The organism is Nonomuraea fuscirosea (genome assembly GCF_003001935.1).
Lineage (GTDB): Bacteria > Actinomycetota > Actinomycetes > Streptosporangiales > Streptosporangiaceae > Nonomuraea > Nonomuraea fuscirosea.
Genome location: NZ_PVNG01000002.1, coordinates 631881 through 645371, shown reverse-complemented (window position 1 = coordinate 645371; position 13491 = coordinate 631881). Strand labels below are relative to the sequence as shown.

14 protein-coding genes are annotated in these 13491 nt (G+C 72.5%); 6 read left to right on the top strand and 8 right to left on the bottom strand.

Translation table 11 applies throughout. The features are described 5' to 3' along the window. Window positions 1–10: 10 nt before the first annotated feature. The 3 genes from B0I32_RS06415 to B0I32_RS06405 are packed head-to-tail and all read right to left on the bottom strand — an operon-like array spanning window position 11 to window position 3203. On the bottom strand, window positions 11–1330 hold the full coding sequence (locus B0I32_RS06415) for a VWA domain-containing protein (RefSeq protein WP_106235805.1): 1320 nt from the start codon (window positions 1328–1330) through the stop codon (window positions 11–13). Continuing rightward, window positions 1327–2712 carry a hypothetical protein gene (locus B0I32_RS06410; RefSeq protein ID WP_106235803.1) on the bottom strand — a complete coding sequence of 462 codons (1386 nt, stop codon included), beginning with the start codon at window positions 2710–2712 and terminating at the stop codon, window positions 1327–1329. Before B0I32_RS06410 ends, B0I32_RS06415 begins: the two co-directional genes overlap by 4 nt. After that, complete coding sequence (locus tag B0I32_RS06405) at window positions 2712–3203, bottom strand: hypothetical protein (RefSeq protein WP_181307079.1); 492 nt, start codon at window positions 3201–3203, stop codon at window positions 2712–2714. The genes B0I32_RS06410 and B0I32_RS06405 overlap by 1 nt, the downstream gene beginning before the upstream one ends. 232 nt (window positions 3204–3435) lie before the next feature. On the opposite strand from B0I32_RS06405, the gene B0I32_RS06400 reads away from it, so the two are divergent. Beyond that, window positions 3436–4077: a GntR family transcriptional regulator gene (locus B0I32_RS06400; RefSeq protein WP_106235800.1), complete on the top strand. Its 642-nt coding sequence runs from the start codon at window positions 3436–3438 to the stop codon at window positions 4075–4077. 9 nt (window positions 4078–4086) lie between these two features. Here the strand turns inward: B0I32_RS06400 and B0I32_RS06395 are convergent, their stop codons facing one another. Beyond that, window positions 4087–4890 (bottom strand): NAD(P)-dependent oxidoreductase, encoded by an 804-nt coding sequence (locus tag B0I32_RS06395; protein WP_106235799.1) that lies wholly within the window; start codon window positions 4888–4890, stop codon window positions 4087–4089. A gap of 144 nt (window positions 4891–5034) precedes the next feature. On the opposite strand from B0I32_RS06395, the gene B0I32_RS06390 reads away from it, so the two are divergent. The 3 genes from B0I32_RS06390 (at window position 5035) to B0I32_RS06380 (ending at window position 7623) form a co-directional block, all read left to right on the top strand. Continuing rightward, window positions 5035–5778 (top strand): PIG-L deacetylase family protein, encoded by a 744-nt coding sequence (locus B0I32_RS06390; protein ID WP_106235797.1) that lies wholly within the window; start codon window positions 5035–5037, stop codon window positions 5776–5778. Then, window positions 5775–6476, top strand: coding sequence for a 4-carboxy-4-hydroxy-2-oxoadipate aldolase/oxaloacetate decarboxylase (locus B0I32_RS06385; protein ID WP_106235796.1), 702 nt, complete (start codon window positions 5775–5777; stop codon window positions 6474–6476). The genes B0I32_RS06390 and B0I32_RS06385 overlap by 4 nt, the downstream gene beginning before the upstream one ends. A gap of 73 nt (window positions 6477–6549) precedes the next feature. Then, window positions 6550–7623 carry a 4-oxalomesaconate tautomerase gene (locus B0I32_RS06380; RefSeq protein ID WP_106235794.1) on the top strand — a complete coding sequence of 358 codons (1074 nt, stop codon included), beginning with the start codon at window positions 6550–6552 and terminating at the stop codon, window positions 7621–7623. A 27-nt stretch (window positions 7624–7650) separates the two neighbouring features. On the opposite strand, the gene B0I32_RS06375 is transcribed toward B0I32_RS06380, so the two are convergent. From B0I32_RS06375 to B0I32_RS58760, 4 genes are all read right to left on the bottom strand, one after another. Next, a complete protein-coding gene (locus B0I32_RS06375; RefSeq protein WP_106235792.1) occupies window positions 7651–8067 on the bottom strand; it encodes a cupin domain-containing protein in 417 nt (138 codons plus the stop codon). Between the two features lie 11 nt (window positions 8068–8078). Next, entirely contained in the window at window positions 8079–8900 is an 822-nt protein-coding gene (locus B0I32_RS06370) for a phosphoenolpyruvate hydrolase family protein (protein ID WP_106235790.1), read from the bottom strand. Beyond that, window positions 8897–10333: a Tm-1-like ATP-binding domain-containing protein gene (locus tag B0I32_RS06365; RefSeq protein ID WP_106235789.1), complete on the bottom strand. Its 1437-nt coding sequence runs from the start codon at window positions 10331–10333 to the stop codon at window positions 8897–8899. Before B0I32_RS06365 ends, B0I32_RS06370 begins: the two co-directional genes overlap by 4 nt. Window positions 10334–10409: 76 nt before the next feature. Next, window positions 10410–11117, bottom strand: coding sequence for a helix-turn-helix domain-containing protein (locus B0I32_RS58760; RefSeq protein WP_106235787.1), 708 nt, complete (start codon window positions 11115–11117; stop codon window positions 10410–10412). Window positions 11118–11247: 130 nt separating this feature from the next. Here B0I32_RS58760 and B0I32_RS06355 point away from each other — a divergent pair, with 130 nt between their 5' ends. Then, the gene (locus B0I32_RS06355; protein ID WP_219911665.1) at window positions 11248–12711 is read left to right on the top strand and encodes an NCS1 family nucleobase:cation symporter-1; all 1464 of its coding nucleotides are present in this window, start codon (window positions 11248–11250) and stop codon (window positions 12709–12711) included. Beyond that, on the top strand, window positions 12708–13436 hold the full coding sequence (locus B0I32_RS06350; RefSeq protein ID WP_106235783.1) for an aspartate/glutamate racemase family protein: 729 nt from the start codon (window positions 12708–12710) through the stop codon (window positions 13434–13436). Before B0I32_RS06355 ends, B0I32_RS06350 begins: the two co-directional genes overlap by 4 nt. Window positions 13437–13491 lie beyond the last annotated feature (55 nt).

Here is a 13491-nt window from a genome sequence, read left to right as displayed (position 1 = left end):
TCGCGGTCTCCTAGGCGAGGAAGTTCTTGAGCTCGAACACGAGCTTGCGGACATGGCCGGAGAGCACGGGCGTGCCCATGGCCTTGAGTTTCTGGCGGTACCACGGGTCGACGCTCTGGCTGCCCGAGCTGTTGACCGAGCCGACGGGGATGAACTTGACCCCCGAACGGTGGATCGCCTCGAAGTCGGTGATCAGTGATCGGTTGTCGTAGAAGTCGGAGATCCACACCATCGCGGTGTTGCGCGGATCGGCGATCTTCGGCCTGGCCAGCGCCATCGCGACCGTGCCGTCGGTGCCGCCGCCGAGGGTGGTGCGCAGCAGCACCTCGAACGGGTCGCTCACCCACGGGGTCAGGTCGAGTGCCCTGGTGTCGTAGGCGACCAGGTGCACGTCCACCTTCGGCAGCCCGGCGAAGATCGAGGCCAGGATGGTGCAGTTGACCATGGCGTCCACCATCGAGCCCGACTGGTCGACGACCACGATCACGCGGGCCGGGGTGGTGCGGCGGGCGGTCTGCTTGTAGAAGAGCCGGTCCACGTAGAGCCGCCGGTCGTCGGGGCTCCAGTTGGTGAGGTTCTTCCAGATCGTCCGTTCGATGTCGAGGTTGCGGTAGACCCGCTTCGGCGGCACCGACCGGTCGATGACGCCCGCGCTGGCCTTCTCCACCTGGGTGCGCAGCACCTCGGCGACCTCGTCCACGAACCTGCGGATCAGCGCCTTGGCGTTGGCCAGCGCGACGCCCGACAGGTTGGACTTGTCGTGCAGGAGCTGCTCGATCAGCGACATGCTCGGCGTCAGCTGCTTGGCCAGGGCCGGATCGGCGAGCACCTCGCGCAGGCGCATGCGCTTGACCAGGTCGCCCTCCAGGCCGGCGAGGACCTTGGCCAGCTCTTCGTCGCCCACGCGGTGGCGCAGCCCGCCGGGCTCGCAGCCCATGCCGCGCTCGAACCAGCCGGCGTCCTGCTTCCAGCTCTGCAACTGGCTCGCGCTGACGTTGCCGGAGCCGGTCGCGAACACGTTGAGCAGCAGTTTGGAGACGAGGGCCGCGCGGCGGACCTCGTCGCCCTCCTCGTGCTCCTGCTCGGTCATCAGGCCCTCGAACTGTGCGGCCAGCTCGGGGAAGCGCTGCACCAGGTTGTCCACCGACACCCCTGGGTCGAGCAGCGCGGGCGGCAGGCCCAGCTCGCCGACGATGCCGACGCTGGCGTTCTCCAGCGAGGGCTGCTCGTCGGGGCTGAACAGCCGGGACAGCAGCCGCCAGTAGAGCACCTGGCGCTTGGTCTGGTCGGCGCTCTGCGCCTCGGGCGCCGTGACGGGGGTCTCGGTCATTTCCGCAGCAGCCGTCCCGCTCGTTCGCGCAGCACGGCGACCACGTCACCGTTCCTGGCCTCGGCCTTGGCCGCCTTCGGGTCGGTCGGGCCCTTGGCCCAGTCGCCGTTGTGCGCCGCGACCGGCTCCTTCTTGACCACCGACTGCACCGCGAGCGGCTGGAGCGACCACTGCCCGCCGTCCCAGCGCAGCAGGCCGACGCAGGCGGTGGAGGCCTTGAGCAGCGCGGGGGTGAGCGGGCCGCAGGACGGCAGCCGGTCGAGGTCGAACGCGATCTTGCCCCCGCCGAGGGTCAGCGTCCGGCCGTCGGACTTGTAGCCCTCGACGAAGACGGGCTCGGCGATGCGCACCGGATGGCGGTCGAGCGGCGTCACCGCCGCCGCCGTGGCCGCGCCGAGCTGGAGCCGGGCGGTGGCGAACGGGTCGGCTTCCTCGCCCGGACGGGCGCGGTCGTCGTGCCACACGAGGTCGCCGCCGGGCAGCAGCGGCATGTCGGTGATCTCCAGGCTGCGGTGCTCGGCCAGCGCGGCCAGCAGCGCGGGGTGGCCGCCGAGCAGCCGCCACACGGTCGGGCCGACGATCGTGTCCACCTTGGCGGCGGCCACGCTCGTCCGGACGAGCATGGTGGGCGCGCCTCCCGACGGCTCCAGCACCGCGTGCACCTGCACGCGGACGACGGTGGCGTGCTCGTGCACGTCGGCGCCCAGGATCAGCAGCCGGCCCGACACCCGCTCGCCGCCGCCGGGCCACGGGCCCTGCTGCGACAGCAGCGTGGCGCGCGTCCACAGGTCGGCCCACCGGCGGGCGGGCAGCCGGTCCATCGTGGCGATCGGGCTGGAGGCCCGCAGCTCCGTCGCGAGGCCGTCGAGCAGCACCGCCAGGCCGCGCAGCTCCGGCACGGCCAGCAGCGCCTCGATGGTCTGGTCGGCGGAGGCGACCAGGTCGTGATCGACGCCGCGCCAGCCCACGATGGCCAGCTCGCGCAGCCAGATGCGGCAGCCGGCGAGCAGATTGGCCCGGGTCTCGCTCTCGCCGGCGACCGGCTCCCAGGTGGCGCGGGTGCGGCCCAGCGCCGTGTCCAGGCGGGCCAGCAGGGCGTCGTGGACCGCGCCGAACAGCGCCGCCCGGCCGCCGGCCAGCGCGGCCAGGTGCTCGTCCGCGACGGAGCCCGCGCTCACCTTCTCCACGGCCTCGCTCACCCGCCCGGCCAGCGGGGTGCCCCCCAGCGCGCCCGCCAGGGCGGCCAGCGCCGCCGCCGGCTCCTCGCCGATCCGGGCGAACCCGTGGGTGAGCGCGGCGTCGAACCCCGCCACCACGTCGAGCGCCGCGCCGACTCCCGCGGGGCCGTCCGCGATCAGCTCGCTCAGCTGTACGTCGAGCATCAGCGCACCGCCCCCGTCGCCGGGAACCAGTGCAGCTCGGTCAGCGGGCCGGTGCTGTCGGGCACCTCCAGGTAGGCCAGGTGGCGCAGGAACCGGCTGAACACGACGGCCGCCGGGGTGCGCTCGACGTGGCCGTTGATGTGCGCCATCAGGCGTTCCCCCTCAGGGACCTCGACCCGCAGGTAGCGGGCCACCCGATCGAGCCCGTACTGCACGACCGCCTCGTCGGCCAGCAGGTTGATGTGCTTGCACGCGTAACCGTGCAGCGCGCCGCACGGCCGGTTGTTGTTGGTGCTGCAGCTCAGCGCGTGATCACCGGCGCTGATCGACGAGACGTAGACCCGCTCGATGTCGGATCCGCTCGACACGACGCCCTGCAGCCGGCCGTCGGCCAGCTCGACGAAGGGCACTTTCGCGAGCTTGCGCGGCTCGACGGGTGGCACCACCCGGAGCACGCTGCGCTCTTCCCACGCGGCATTGTCCGCGTCCACGGCCTCAGAACCTCCCGCCCCTGCCGGCTCGCGGGCACGCGCGGACATGCCCGTGCTCTCCGCGACCGGCTGATCGAATGATCCGGGAACTTACTAGAGGGCACCGACAGATCGGGGCCAAACGATCAAAGCGCCAGGCCCGCGCGGTGGGGGCCCTCCGGCCGCACGACCACGCACGGATTGTTCATAATATTGTCGAACCAGATACGTCCGTACGGCACCAGGAGAAGTCGTGACCGCAGGGTCCCCGCAGGAGGAGACGCTGACCGACCGGGTCAGGTCGGCCATACTCGACGGGGACTTCGTGCCCAACCAGCGGCTGGTCGAGGCCGACGTGTGCGAGCAGTTCGGCGCCGCGCGGGCGGCGGTGCGCGAGACGTTCAAGGAGCTCGCGGGCGAAGGGCTCGTCGAGATCCTGCGCAACAAGGGCGCCCGCGTCCGGGCGATCTCGCGGGAGGAGGCCGTCGAGATCACCGAGGTGCGGATGGTGCTGGAGGGCCTGTCCGCGGCCAAGGCCGCCGAGCGGGTCACGCCCGAGCAGGCCACGCGGCTGCGCGAGATCGTGGGCGACATGCGGGAGGCCGTGGCGGTCAACGACGTCGACCGGTACTCGGAGCTGAACGCCGCCCTGCACGCCGAGATCCGCGCCATCGCCGGGCACCGCACCTCGGCGGCGATCATCGAACGGCTGGGGGCGCAGGTGGTGCGGCACAAGTTCCGGCTGGCCAGGCAGCCGGGGCGGGCGGCGGTGTCGCTGCCGCAGCACGAGCTGATCGTGGCCGCGATCGTGGCCCGCGACCCCGAGGCCGCGCAGACCGCCATGCAGCAGCACCTGCGCAGCGTCACCAAGGCCCTCGAAGCCGGCCCCACCTGACGCGGCTCGTCACGGGGCTTGGTCCGGGGTGGGTGGGACGCCGGTGCGGGTGGCGTGATCGAGGGTGGCGGTGGTGGCCTCGGTCATGGTGGAGGGCACGCCGAGCGCCGTCAGCATCCGGGTGGCCGCCTCCATCTCGTGCACCCGCCGCACGCCGTGCTGTCCCGCTCCCTGGAGCAGCCGGACCACGAAGGCCTCGTCGGCGTTCTGCACGGTCTCCAGCAGATGCTCCCAGAACCACTCCCCCAGCCCGGCCGCCTCAGCCGCCCGCCGGGACTCGATGAGCAGGGCGCTGAGCCCTTTCACCAGCACGCTGCGCAGCAGTTTGCGGGCCGCGGCGTCGCCGGGCGCGCCGCCGATCGGCGTCACCGCCATGCCGTGCGCGCCGGCGAACGCGGCGAACCGCTCCGCCTGCTCCCCGCTGGCCAGGACCGGCGTCGCCAGGCCGCGCAGCGGGATCGGCGCCATGATCGCCCCGTCCACGACGGCCGCGCCGCCCGGCTCCAGCACCTCGGCCAGGCGCCGCTTGTCGCCGGGCGCGCCGGTGGACAGGTCGGCGTACAGGGCGCCGGGCTTGAGGTGGGGCAGCGACTCGGCGCCCGCGGTGAGGCTGTCGGCGCCGGTGGTGACCGCGATGACGACGTCGGCCCCGCGTACGGCGGCGGCATTGGACGCGACCAGTTCACCGGACGCCGGTCCGCCGGGCGGGCAGGCCGGGTCGTACACGCGCAGCGGGACACGTCCGGCGAGTCCGCCGGCCAGGATGCGGCCGACCTCACCGTAACCGAGCAGCGCGACCTGAGGGTCCTGCATGGACGTCCTTCCTTAACCGGCACTCCTTGTTGTTGACAATATTGTCCAGATTCAGCTCAGGCTAGCCACCGGAAACGGGAGAGGCGCGTGGATTGCGAGCGAAAGTGTTGACAATCCGGCCGATCGGCTTTTAGCGTCGGCTGGGTGACCTCGGCAGAGACCTCTTCCCGCACCCTTCTGGTGATCAGTGCCCACGCGGGCGACTTCGTCTGGCGCGCGGGCGGCGCGATCGCCCTCGCGAGCAGCCGTGGCGAGCGCGCCAAGGTGGTCTGCCTCAGCTTCGGCGAACGCGGCGAGTCCGCGAAGGCGTGGCGGGCCGGCCGTACGCTCGACGAGATCAAGGCGATCCGCCGCGAGGAGGCGCAGAACGCCGCCGCGGCGCTGGGCGCGGAGATCGAGTTCTTCGACGCCGGCGACTACCCGCTGATCGAGAGCCCGGAGCTGGTCGACCGGCTCGTCCGGGTCTACCGGGAGCTCGAACCGGAGGTGGTGCTGACCCATCCGCTGGCCGATCCGTACAACGGCGACCATCCGGCGGCGGCCCGCATGGCGTTGCAGGCGCGCGTGCTGGCGCAGGCCGCCGGCTACGACGCGCCCGGCGCGCCGCTCGGCGCGCCACCGGTGTTCTTCTTCGAGCCGCACCAGCCCGAGCAGTGCGACTTCAAGCCCGACCTGCTGCTCGACATCACCCCGGTGTTCGACAGGAAGCGCAAGGCCATGGAGTGCCTGCCGGCCCAGCAGCACATGTGGGACTACTACACCGACCTGGCCAAGCGGCGCGGGGTGCAGCTCAAGCGCAACGCGGGCCCCAATCTGGGGCTGGCGCACGACACCATGGGCGAGGCGTACATGCGGCTCTACCCGCAGGTCACGGACGTGCTCGCATGAGGAACGTGGTCGTCACCGGCATCACGCGGGCGCCCGTCGACCGCATCGACACGCTGGCCTCGTACGGCGTCGCGACCGTGCACGAGGCCCTCGGCCGCACCGGCTACCTCGGCCCCGGATTGCGTCCCGCCTGGCCGGGCGCGCGGACGGGCGGCAACGCGGTCACCGCGGTGTGCTGGCCGGGCGACAACCTGATGATCCACGTCGCGGTCGAGCAGTGCCAGGAGGGCGATCTCCTGGTCGTCACCACGACGTCGCCGTGCACGGACGGCATGTTCGGGGAGTTGTTCGCGACCGCGCTGCGCCACCGCGGCGTGCGCGGCGTGGTGATCGACGCGGGTGTGCGCGACGTGGGGGAGCTGCGGGCGATGGGCTTTCCCGCGTGGAGCGCGGCGGTCAGCGCGCAGGGCACGGTGAAGGCGACGGCGGGCGCGGTGAACGTGCCGGTCACGATCGGCGGGCAGCTCGTCCGGCCCGGCGACCCGATCATCGCCGACGACGACGGGGTGCTCGTGTGCCCGCGCCAGGACCTGGAGCGGGGCATCGAAGCCTCCGCCGCGCGGGCCGCCAAGGAGGCGGCGACGCGGGAGGCGTTCGAGAAGGGCGAACTCGGCCTCGACCGCTACGGCCTGCGCGAACGCCTGCCCGAGCTCGGCATCACGTACGTGAGCGCGGAGGAGTACGACAGTGATCGATGAACCTGACCGATGAACGTGACCCATGCGGCGACCGGCACCGGTGACCGATGGCGGTGACCCTTGGCGGTGATCGATGACAGCGGACGATGAGGGCGTGCGCTGCATGCTGATGCGCGGCGGCACCTCGAAGGGCGCGTACTTCCTGGCGTCCGACCTGCCCGCCGATCCCGTGGAGCGCGACGACCTGCTGCTGCGCGCCCTGGGGAGCCCCGACCCGCGCCAGATCGACGGCATCGGCGGCGCGCATCCGCTGACCAGCAAGGTCGCCGTGGTGTCGCCGAGCGCCGATCCTTCGGCCGACCTCGACTACCTGTTCCTCCAGGTGGCCGTGGACGAGCCGGTGGTCTCGGCGGCGCAGAACTGCGGGAACCTGCTGGCCGGCGTCGGCCCGTTCGCCGTCGAACGCGGGCTGGTCACGCCGGGCCGCGAGCACACCGAGGTGCGCATCCGCCTGCTCAACTCCGGCGGCGCGGCCACCGCGAGCTTCCCCACGCCCGGCGGGCGCGTCGGCTACCGGGGCGGCACCGCCATCTCCGGGGTGCCGGGAACGGCCGCGGCCGTCGTGCTCGGGTTCGAGGACACGGCGGGCTCGGCCACCGGCGGCCTGCTGCCGACCGGCCGCGAGGTGGACGTGATCGACGGCGTCGAGGTGACGTGCGTCGACAACGGCATGCCGGTCGTGGTGGCGGCGGCCGAGGACCTGGGGATCACCGGGTACGAGCCGCACGAGGAGCTGGCCGCCGACGAGAAGCTGCGCGAACGGGTGCAGTCGCTGCGCCTGCAGGCCGGCCGGCTCATGGGGCTCGGTGACGTGACGGGCCGGCCGGTGCCGAAGACCACGCTGGTGGCCCCGCCCAGGGACGGCGGGGCGCTGTGCACCCGTACGTTCATCCCGCTCAGGCCGCACGCGGCGATCGGCGTGCTGGGGGCCGTCAGCGTCGTGACGGCGGCGCTGCTGGAGAACGGGGTGGCGCGCCGGTACGCCCGGCTGCCCGCGGGCAGCCGGGTGGACGTCGAGCATCCCACCGGGCATCTCCAGGTGGAGGTGGAGCTCGACCTGTCCACGAGCCCGCCCACCGCGCTGCGGGCCGCGAACGTCCGCACCGCGCGCAAGCTCTTCGACGGCACGCTCTACCCCCGCCCCTGAGCCGCCGGGCCTCAGCTCGGTGGAGCCTCAGCTCGGCGGGCCGACCTCCCAGGTGGGGTGCTCGCCGGGTGCCAGCTCGATGAAGTCCGGCAGGTCGCGCAGCGCCTCCTCCGCGCCTCCCGGCGTGTACGTGGCGATGATCCGCAAGGGCCGCCAGCCGGTGTTGAACGTCGAGTGCAGCGTCCCCATGGGGATCCAGACGGCGTCACCGGCCTTGACCACGAACTCCGGGTCGTCACCGACCGTCTGACGCCCCTCCCCTTCGATGATGTAGAGGATCTCGTCGGAGTGCGGGTGCAGGTGGCGGTCGTGACCCCGGTTCGGGTTGATCACCACCTCGCCGAGCGTGGACGAGGCGCCGGGCACGCTGCCGGGCGTCACGTGCCATTTGATCGAGCCCCAGTCGAAGAGCATCGTGGGAACGGAGTTCGGTTCGCGGTGCATGGGACCCTTTCCTAGGCGGGCAGGCCCTTGAAGGCCCTGAGCTGGTCGGCGATGGCCCGCTCCGCGGGCAGGCGTTCCATCGAGGAGGCGCCGAAGAAGCCGGCCACGCCGGAGGTGCGCTCCTGGATGTAGCGGACGTCGTCGGGCTCGGCGATCGGGCCGCCGTGACACAACACGATGACGTCGGGGTTCACCGCGACGGCGGCGTCACGCATCTCCTGGACGCGGGCGGCCGACTCGTCGAGGGTCAGCGCGGTCTTGGCGCCGATGCTGCCCTTGGTGGTCAGGCCCATGTGCGGCACCAGGATGTCGGCGCCCGCCCGCGCCATCGCCTCGGCCTGCTCGGCGGTGAACACGTAGGGGGCGGTGAGCAGGCCGCGCTCGGCGGCCAGCCGGATCATCTCGATCTCCAGGCCGAACCCCATGCCGGTCTCCTCCAGGTTCGCCCGGAAGACGCCGTCGATGAGGCCGACGGTGGGGAAGTTCTGCACGCCGGCGAAGCCCATCGCGGCCAGCTGGTCGAGGAACCGCGGCATCAGCCGGAACGGGTCGGTGCCGCAGACCCCGGCGAGCACGGGGGTGTCCCTGACCACCGGGAGCACCTCGCCGGCCATCTCGACCACGATGGCGTTGGCGTCCCCGTACGGCAGCAGCCCGGCCAGTGAGCCGCGCCCGGCCATCCGGAACCGGCCGGAGTTGTAGATGATGATCAGGTCCACGCCGCCGGTCTCGGCCGCCTTGGCCGACAGCCCGGTGCCCGCGCCGGCCCCGATGATGAGCCGGCCCGCCTTGCGTTCGGCGTGCAGCCTGGCGAGCGCCTCGTCGCGATTCATGCCGCTCCTTTCTGGATCAGCTCGTGCAGCCGGTCGGCGGCGGCCACCGCGAATCCCGGCCGGTTGATGTCGTCCTGGCTCTCCACCACCTCCACCGCGCTGCCCGCGACGGCGCGCAGGACGGCGTCGAAGCAGGCGGCGTCGGCCTCCGGGTCGTGGAAGGGGCCGCCTTCGACGTCCACGGCGGAGACGCCGCCGCGCGGGAGGAAGAGCGTGACCGGCCCGGTGGCGGCGGCCAGTTTGACGCCGATGGTCCGGCCGATCTCGGCGTTCTCGGCGGGGGTCGTCCGCATCAGCGTCACGGTCGGGTTGTGCACCAGCAGCCGGCGCCGCGCGAACCGCTCGGGGACGGTGTCCATCGGGCCGAAGTTCACCATGTCCACCGCGCCCAGGCTGACGACCTGCGGCACTCCGGCGGCGCCGGCGGCGGTCAGGCGGTCGGGGCCGGCGGACAGGACGCCGCCGACGAGCTCGTCCGCCAGCTCGGTGGTGGTCAGGTCGAGCACGCCCGCGAAGTATCCGCTCGCGACCAGCGCCTCCATGGCCCGGCCGCCGGAGCCGGTGGCGTGGAAGACGAGCACCTCGTAACCCAGCTCCTCCAGCCGGGCGCGGGCGGCGTCCACGGCGGGCGTGGTGACGCCGAACATGGTCGCGGCGACCAGCGGCCGCTCCCCCTCCCCCGAGAGCCCGGCGGCGGCGCGGGCGTCCCGGGAGGTGCCGGCGTCGGAGGAAGCCCGGGCGCCGCGGGAAGCGTCGGCGGCGCGGGTGTCGTAGGCCGCCGCCATCGCGCTGATCGCGGCCGCCGCGTTGCCGAGGATCTGGCGGGAGATCGAGTTGATCCCGGCCACGTCGACGACGCTGTACATGAGCGTCACGTCGCTCTGCCCCACGTACGCCGACACGTCGCCGCTCGCCATGGTGGAGACCAGCAGCTTCGGCAGGCCCACGGGCAGGACCCGCATCACGGCGGCGGCGATCGAGGACCCGCCGCTGCCGCCGAGCGCCAGCACGCCGCTCAGCCGGCCTTGGGCGTGCAGGTCCTTCGCGATGGCCGCGGCCCCGGCCGCCATGACCTCCAGAGCGCGGCCGCGATCTCCCGCTCCGCGCAGCTCCTCCAGCCGCGCCCCGCCCGCCTCGGCCACCGCCGCCGCCCCGAAGCCGGCCTCCAGCCCCGGCCCGCCTCCGGCCCGTGCGCTCGCCCCCGTGCCGGCCCCGGACCCCGCCTGCGTGCCCGTCCCCGTGCCAGTTCCCGTCCCCGTGCCAGTCGCCGTGCCAGTCCCCGTCCCCGGGCCGGCCCCCGCGTCCGGGGGCGGGGCTCCCAGGACGCCCGCGTCGAGCAGGACCACCTCCTGTCCCGCCGCCGTGACCAGGTCACGGACGTGGGCGTACTCGGCGCCCTTGGTGTCGAAGGTCCCCAGCAACAGCACGGCCATGACGGGCCTCCTCGCAGTCTCGGGTTCTCCGCCACACTGTGGCCTCCCCCGCCACGCGCGCGGTCACGCCTGCCGTTCAGCGGGCGTGCACGATGAGCCAGGTCGCGACCGCGGTGACGGTGGCGGAGCGGTTGCCGATGCTATGCGGCCGGCTGCACGGGAACGTGATCGAGTCGCCCGCCGCCAGGGTGACCACCTCCGACTCGAACTCGATCGTCAGCTCCCCCGCCGTGACCGTCCCGACCTCGTACCCCTCGTGCCGCAGGAAGCTCCCGTGAGCGGTGGAGACGGCGTGCGGCGGGTACGTGGACTCGAAGAACTCGACGTCCGGCGTCGCCCCCGGCGACAGCCGGCGGAACGAGACCCCGCCGCCGAGCACGATCGGCGCCACCTCCCCCGCCCGCCGCACGGCGAGGCCGGGCACGGGCGCGGGCCTGGAAACGGACCCGGCGACGGACCCTGAGGCGGCCCCAGCAGCGGACCCGGCAGTGGTCCCGGCGGCGGACCCGGCGGCGGACCCGGCGGCGGATCGGCCAGTGGCCCCAGCGGAGGACCCAGCGGCGGAGGGCTCCTCGAAGACGGCCGCCAGCGGCACGCCGATGGCGGCCGTGTAGGCGATCAGCCGGCTGACGGACGGGCGCATCGTCCCGCGCTCGATCTGGGACACCGCGCTGGCCGAGATGCCCAGCTCACGGGCCACCGCCCGCAGCGACTTGCCCGACCCGGCGCGCAGCTCGCGCAGCCGCCGGCCGAGACGTTCGCCGCCGAGCGCTTCCAGGTCCATGGGCCCCCATCGTCAATTGTTAACACGGCCGCAATCAGCGCCCGGGTGTCCGGGCTTACATTCGACCTAGGTGTTAAGTCATCACTTAACACTCCGGCGAACGCGTACCCACCCCCCAAGGATGCCGCAGATGACACAACCCGCCGTCACCACGTCCCCGCCGTCCTACGACCCCCGGCTCACCAACGAGGACCTGGCCCCGCTGAAGAAGCAGACCTGGTCGTCGTACAACATCTTCGCCTTCTGGATGTCCGACGTGCACAGCGTCGGCGGCTACGTGACCGCGGGCAGCCTGTTCGCGCTCGGCCTGGCCAGCTGGCAGGTGCTGTTCGCGCTGCTCGCGGGCATCGTCATCGTCAACGTCTTCTGCAACCTGGTGGCCAGGCCGAGCCAGGTGACCGGGGTGCCGTACCCGGTGATCAACCGCGCCGTCTTCGGCGTGCTGGGCGCCAACATCCCGGCCATCGTGCGCGGCGCCATCGCCATCGCCTGGTACGGCGTGCAGACGTACCTGGCCTCGCAGTCGCTCATCATCATCTTCCTGAAGTTCTGGCCCGCCACCGCGGCGCTGAACGAGCCGACCTTCCTCGGCCTGTCCGCGCTCGGCTACATCTGCTACGCCATCCTCTGGCTGGCGCAGGCGGCGGTGTTCTGGCGCGGCATGGACGCGATCCGCCGCTTCGTGGACTGGGCCGGCCCGGCCGTGTACGTGGTCATGCTGGTCCTGGCCGGCTACCTGGTCAGCCAGGCGGGCTGGGAGAACATCAGCCTGGACCTGTCGCAGGGCGACAGCCTCGGGTTCGCCGAGTCGATCCCGGTGATGCTGAGCGCGATCGCCCTGGTCGTGTCGTACTTCTCCGGGCCGATGCTCAACTTCGGCGACTTCTCCCGCTACGGGCGCAGCTTCGAGGCGGTCAAGCGGGGCAACTTCCTCGGCCTGCCGATCAACTTCCTGTTCTTCTCCCTGCTCACGGTGATCACGGCGTCGGCCACGGTGCCGGTCTTCGGCGAGCTGATCACCGACCCGATCCACACCGTGCAGCGCATCGACACACCCTTCGCGATCCTGCTCGGCGGCCTGACGTTCGTCGTCGCGACCGTGGGCATCAACATCGTGGCGAACTTCATCTCCCCGGCCTTCGACTTCTCCAACGTCAGCCCGCAGCGGATCAGCTGGCGTACCGGCGGGATGATCGCGGCGGTCGGCTCGGTGCTGCTCACGCCGTGGAACTGGTACGGCAACCCCGACGCCATCCACTACACGCTCGGCCTGCTGGGCGCGCTGATCGGGCCGCTGTTCGGCATCCTGATCGCCGGCTACTACGTCTGCGCCCGGCAGCGGGTGTCGGTGGACGAGCTGTTCACGATGGACCCGGGCGGGCGCTACTGGTTCAGCCGCGGCTACAACCCCAACGCGGTCTGGGCCACGGTCGCCAGCGGCGGGCCCGCGATCGCGTCGGTGCTGGTGCCGAAGCTGGTCACGGCGGTGGACGTGACCTGGATCGCCGACTACAGCTGGTTCATCGGCTGCGGGCTGGGCTTCGTGGCCATGATCGCCCTGGAGCGCCGCAACCCCAGGATCACCGCCGCATGACGCACATCAAAGTGATCAACCCGAACACCGCCCTGGCCATGACCGACGCGATCGGTCGGTGCGCCAGGGCGGTGGCGTCCCCGTCGACCACCGTGACGACCGTCAGCCCGTCCATGGGCCCCGAGTCGATCGAGAGCCACTACGACGAGGCGCTGGCGGTGCCGGGAGTGCTGGCGGAGGTGGCGGCGGGCGAGCGTGAGGGTGTGGACGCGTACGTGATCGCCTGCTTCGGCGACCCCGGCCTGGACGCCGCCAGGGAGCTGGCCATGGGCCCGGTGCTCGGGATCGCGGAGGCGGCCATGCACGCCGCCACCATGCTCGGCCGCGGCTTCAGCGTGGTGACGACCCTGTCCAGGACCGTGGGCCGGGCCTGGGACCTGGCCCACCGCTACGGCTTCGCCACCGCCTGCAGAGGCGTGCACGCCAGCGACATCCCGGTCCTCGACCTGGAGCGGCCCTCCGCCCGCGCGGCGGTGATCCGGCTCTGCGCCGAGGCCGTCGAGCGGGACGGCAGCGACGCGCTGGTGCTGGGGTGCGCGGGCATGGCCGACTTCTGCGCCGAGGTGTCGCGGGCGACGTCGGTGCCGGTGATCGACGGCGTCAGCGCGGCCACCCGCTTCGCCGAGTCACTGGTGGCGCTCGGCCTGCGGACCAGCGCGCGCGGCGAGTACGCGCCGCCGCGGCCGAAGCGCTACTCGGGCTTACTGCGCGACTTCACATATTGACCGCACATATTGACGGCACCCCAGGCAGGAACTACGGTCGTCTCATAACTTAAAG

What these genes read in the sequence shown, in the direction of transcription:
- B0I32_RS06365 (WP_106235789.1), bottom strand. Translation starts at nt 10,333, where the DNA reads ATGGCCGTGCTGTTGCTGGGGACCTTCGACACCAAGGGCGCCGAGTAC.
- B0I32_RS06375 (WP_106235792.1), bottom strand. Translation starts at nt 8,067, where the DNA reads ATGCACCGCGAACCGAACTCCGTTCCCACGATGCTCTTCGACTGGGGC.
- B0I32_RS06415 (WP_106235805.1), bottom strand. Translation starts at nt 1,330, where the DNA reads ATGACCGAGACCCCCGTCACGGCGCCCGAGGCGCAGAGCGCCGACCAG.
- B0I32_RS06410 (WP_106235803.1), bottom strand. Translation starts at nt 2,712, where the DNA reads ATGCTCGACGTACAGCTGAGCGAGCTGATCGCGGACGGCCCCGCGGGA.
- B0I32_RS06380 (WP_106235794.1), top strand. Translation starts at nt 6,550, where the DNA reads ATGACAGCGGACGATGAGGGCGTGCGCTGCATGCTGATGCGCGGCGGC.
- B0I32_RS58760 (WP_106235787.1), bottom strand. Translation starts at nt 11,117, where the DNA reads ATGGACCTGGAAGCGCTCGGCGGCGAACGTCTCGGCCGGCGGCTGCGC.
- B0I32_RS06395 (WP_106235799.1), bottom strand. Translation starts at nt 4,890, where the DNA reads ATGCAGGACCCTCAGGTCGCGCTGCTCGGTTACGGTGAGGTCGGCCGC.
- B0I32_RS06350 (WP_106235783.1), top strand. Translation starts at nt 12,708, where the DNA reads ATGACGCACATCAAAGTGATCAACCCGAACACCGCCCTGGCCATGACC.
- B0I32_RS06370 (WP_106235790.1), bottom strand. Translation starts at nt 8,900, where the DNA reads ATGAATCGCGACGAGGCGCTCGCCAGGCTGCACGCCGAACGCAAGGCG.
- B0I32_RS06355 (WP_219911665.1), top strand. Translation starts at nt 11,248, where the DNA reads ATGACACAACCCGCCGTCACCACGTCCCCGCCGTCCTACGACCCCCGG.
- B0I32_RS06385 (WP_106235796.1), top strand. Translation starts at nt 5,775, where the DNA reads ATGAGGAACGTGGTCGTCACCGGCATCACGCGGGCGCCCGTCGACCGC.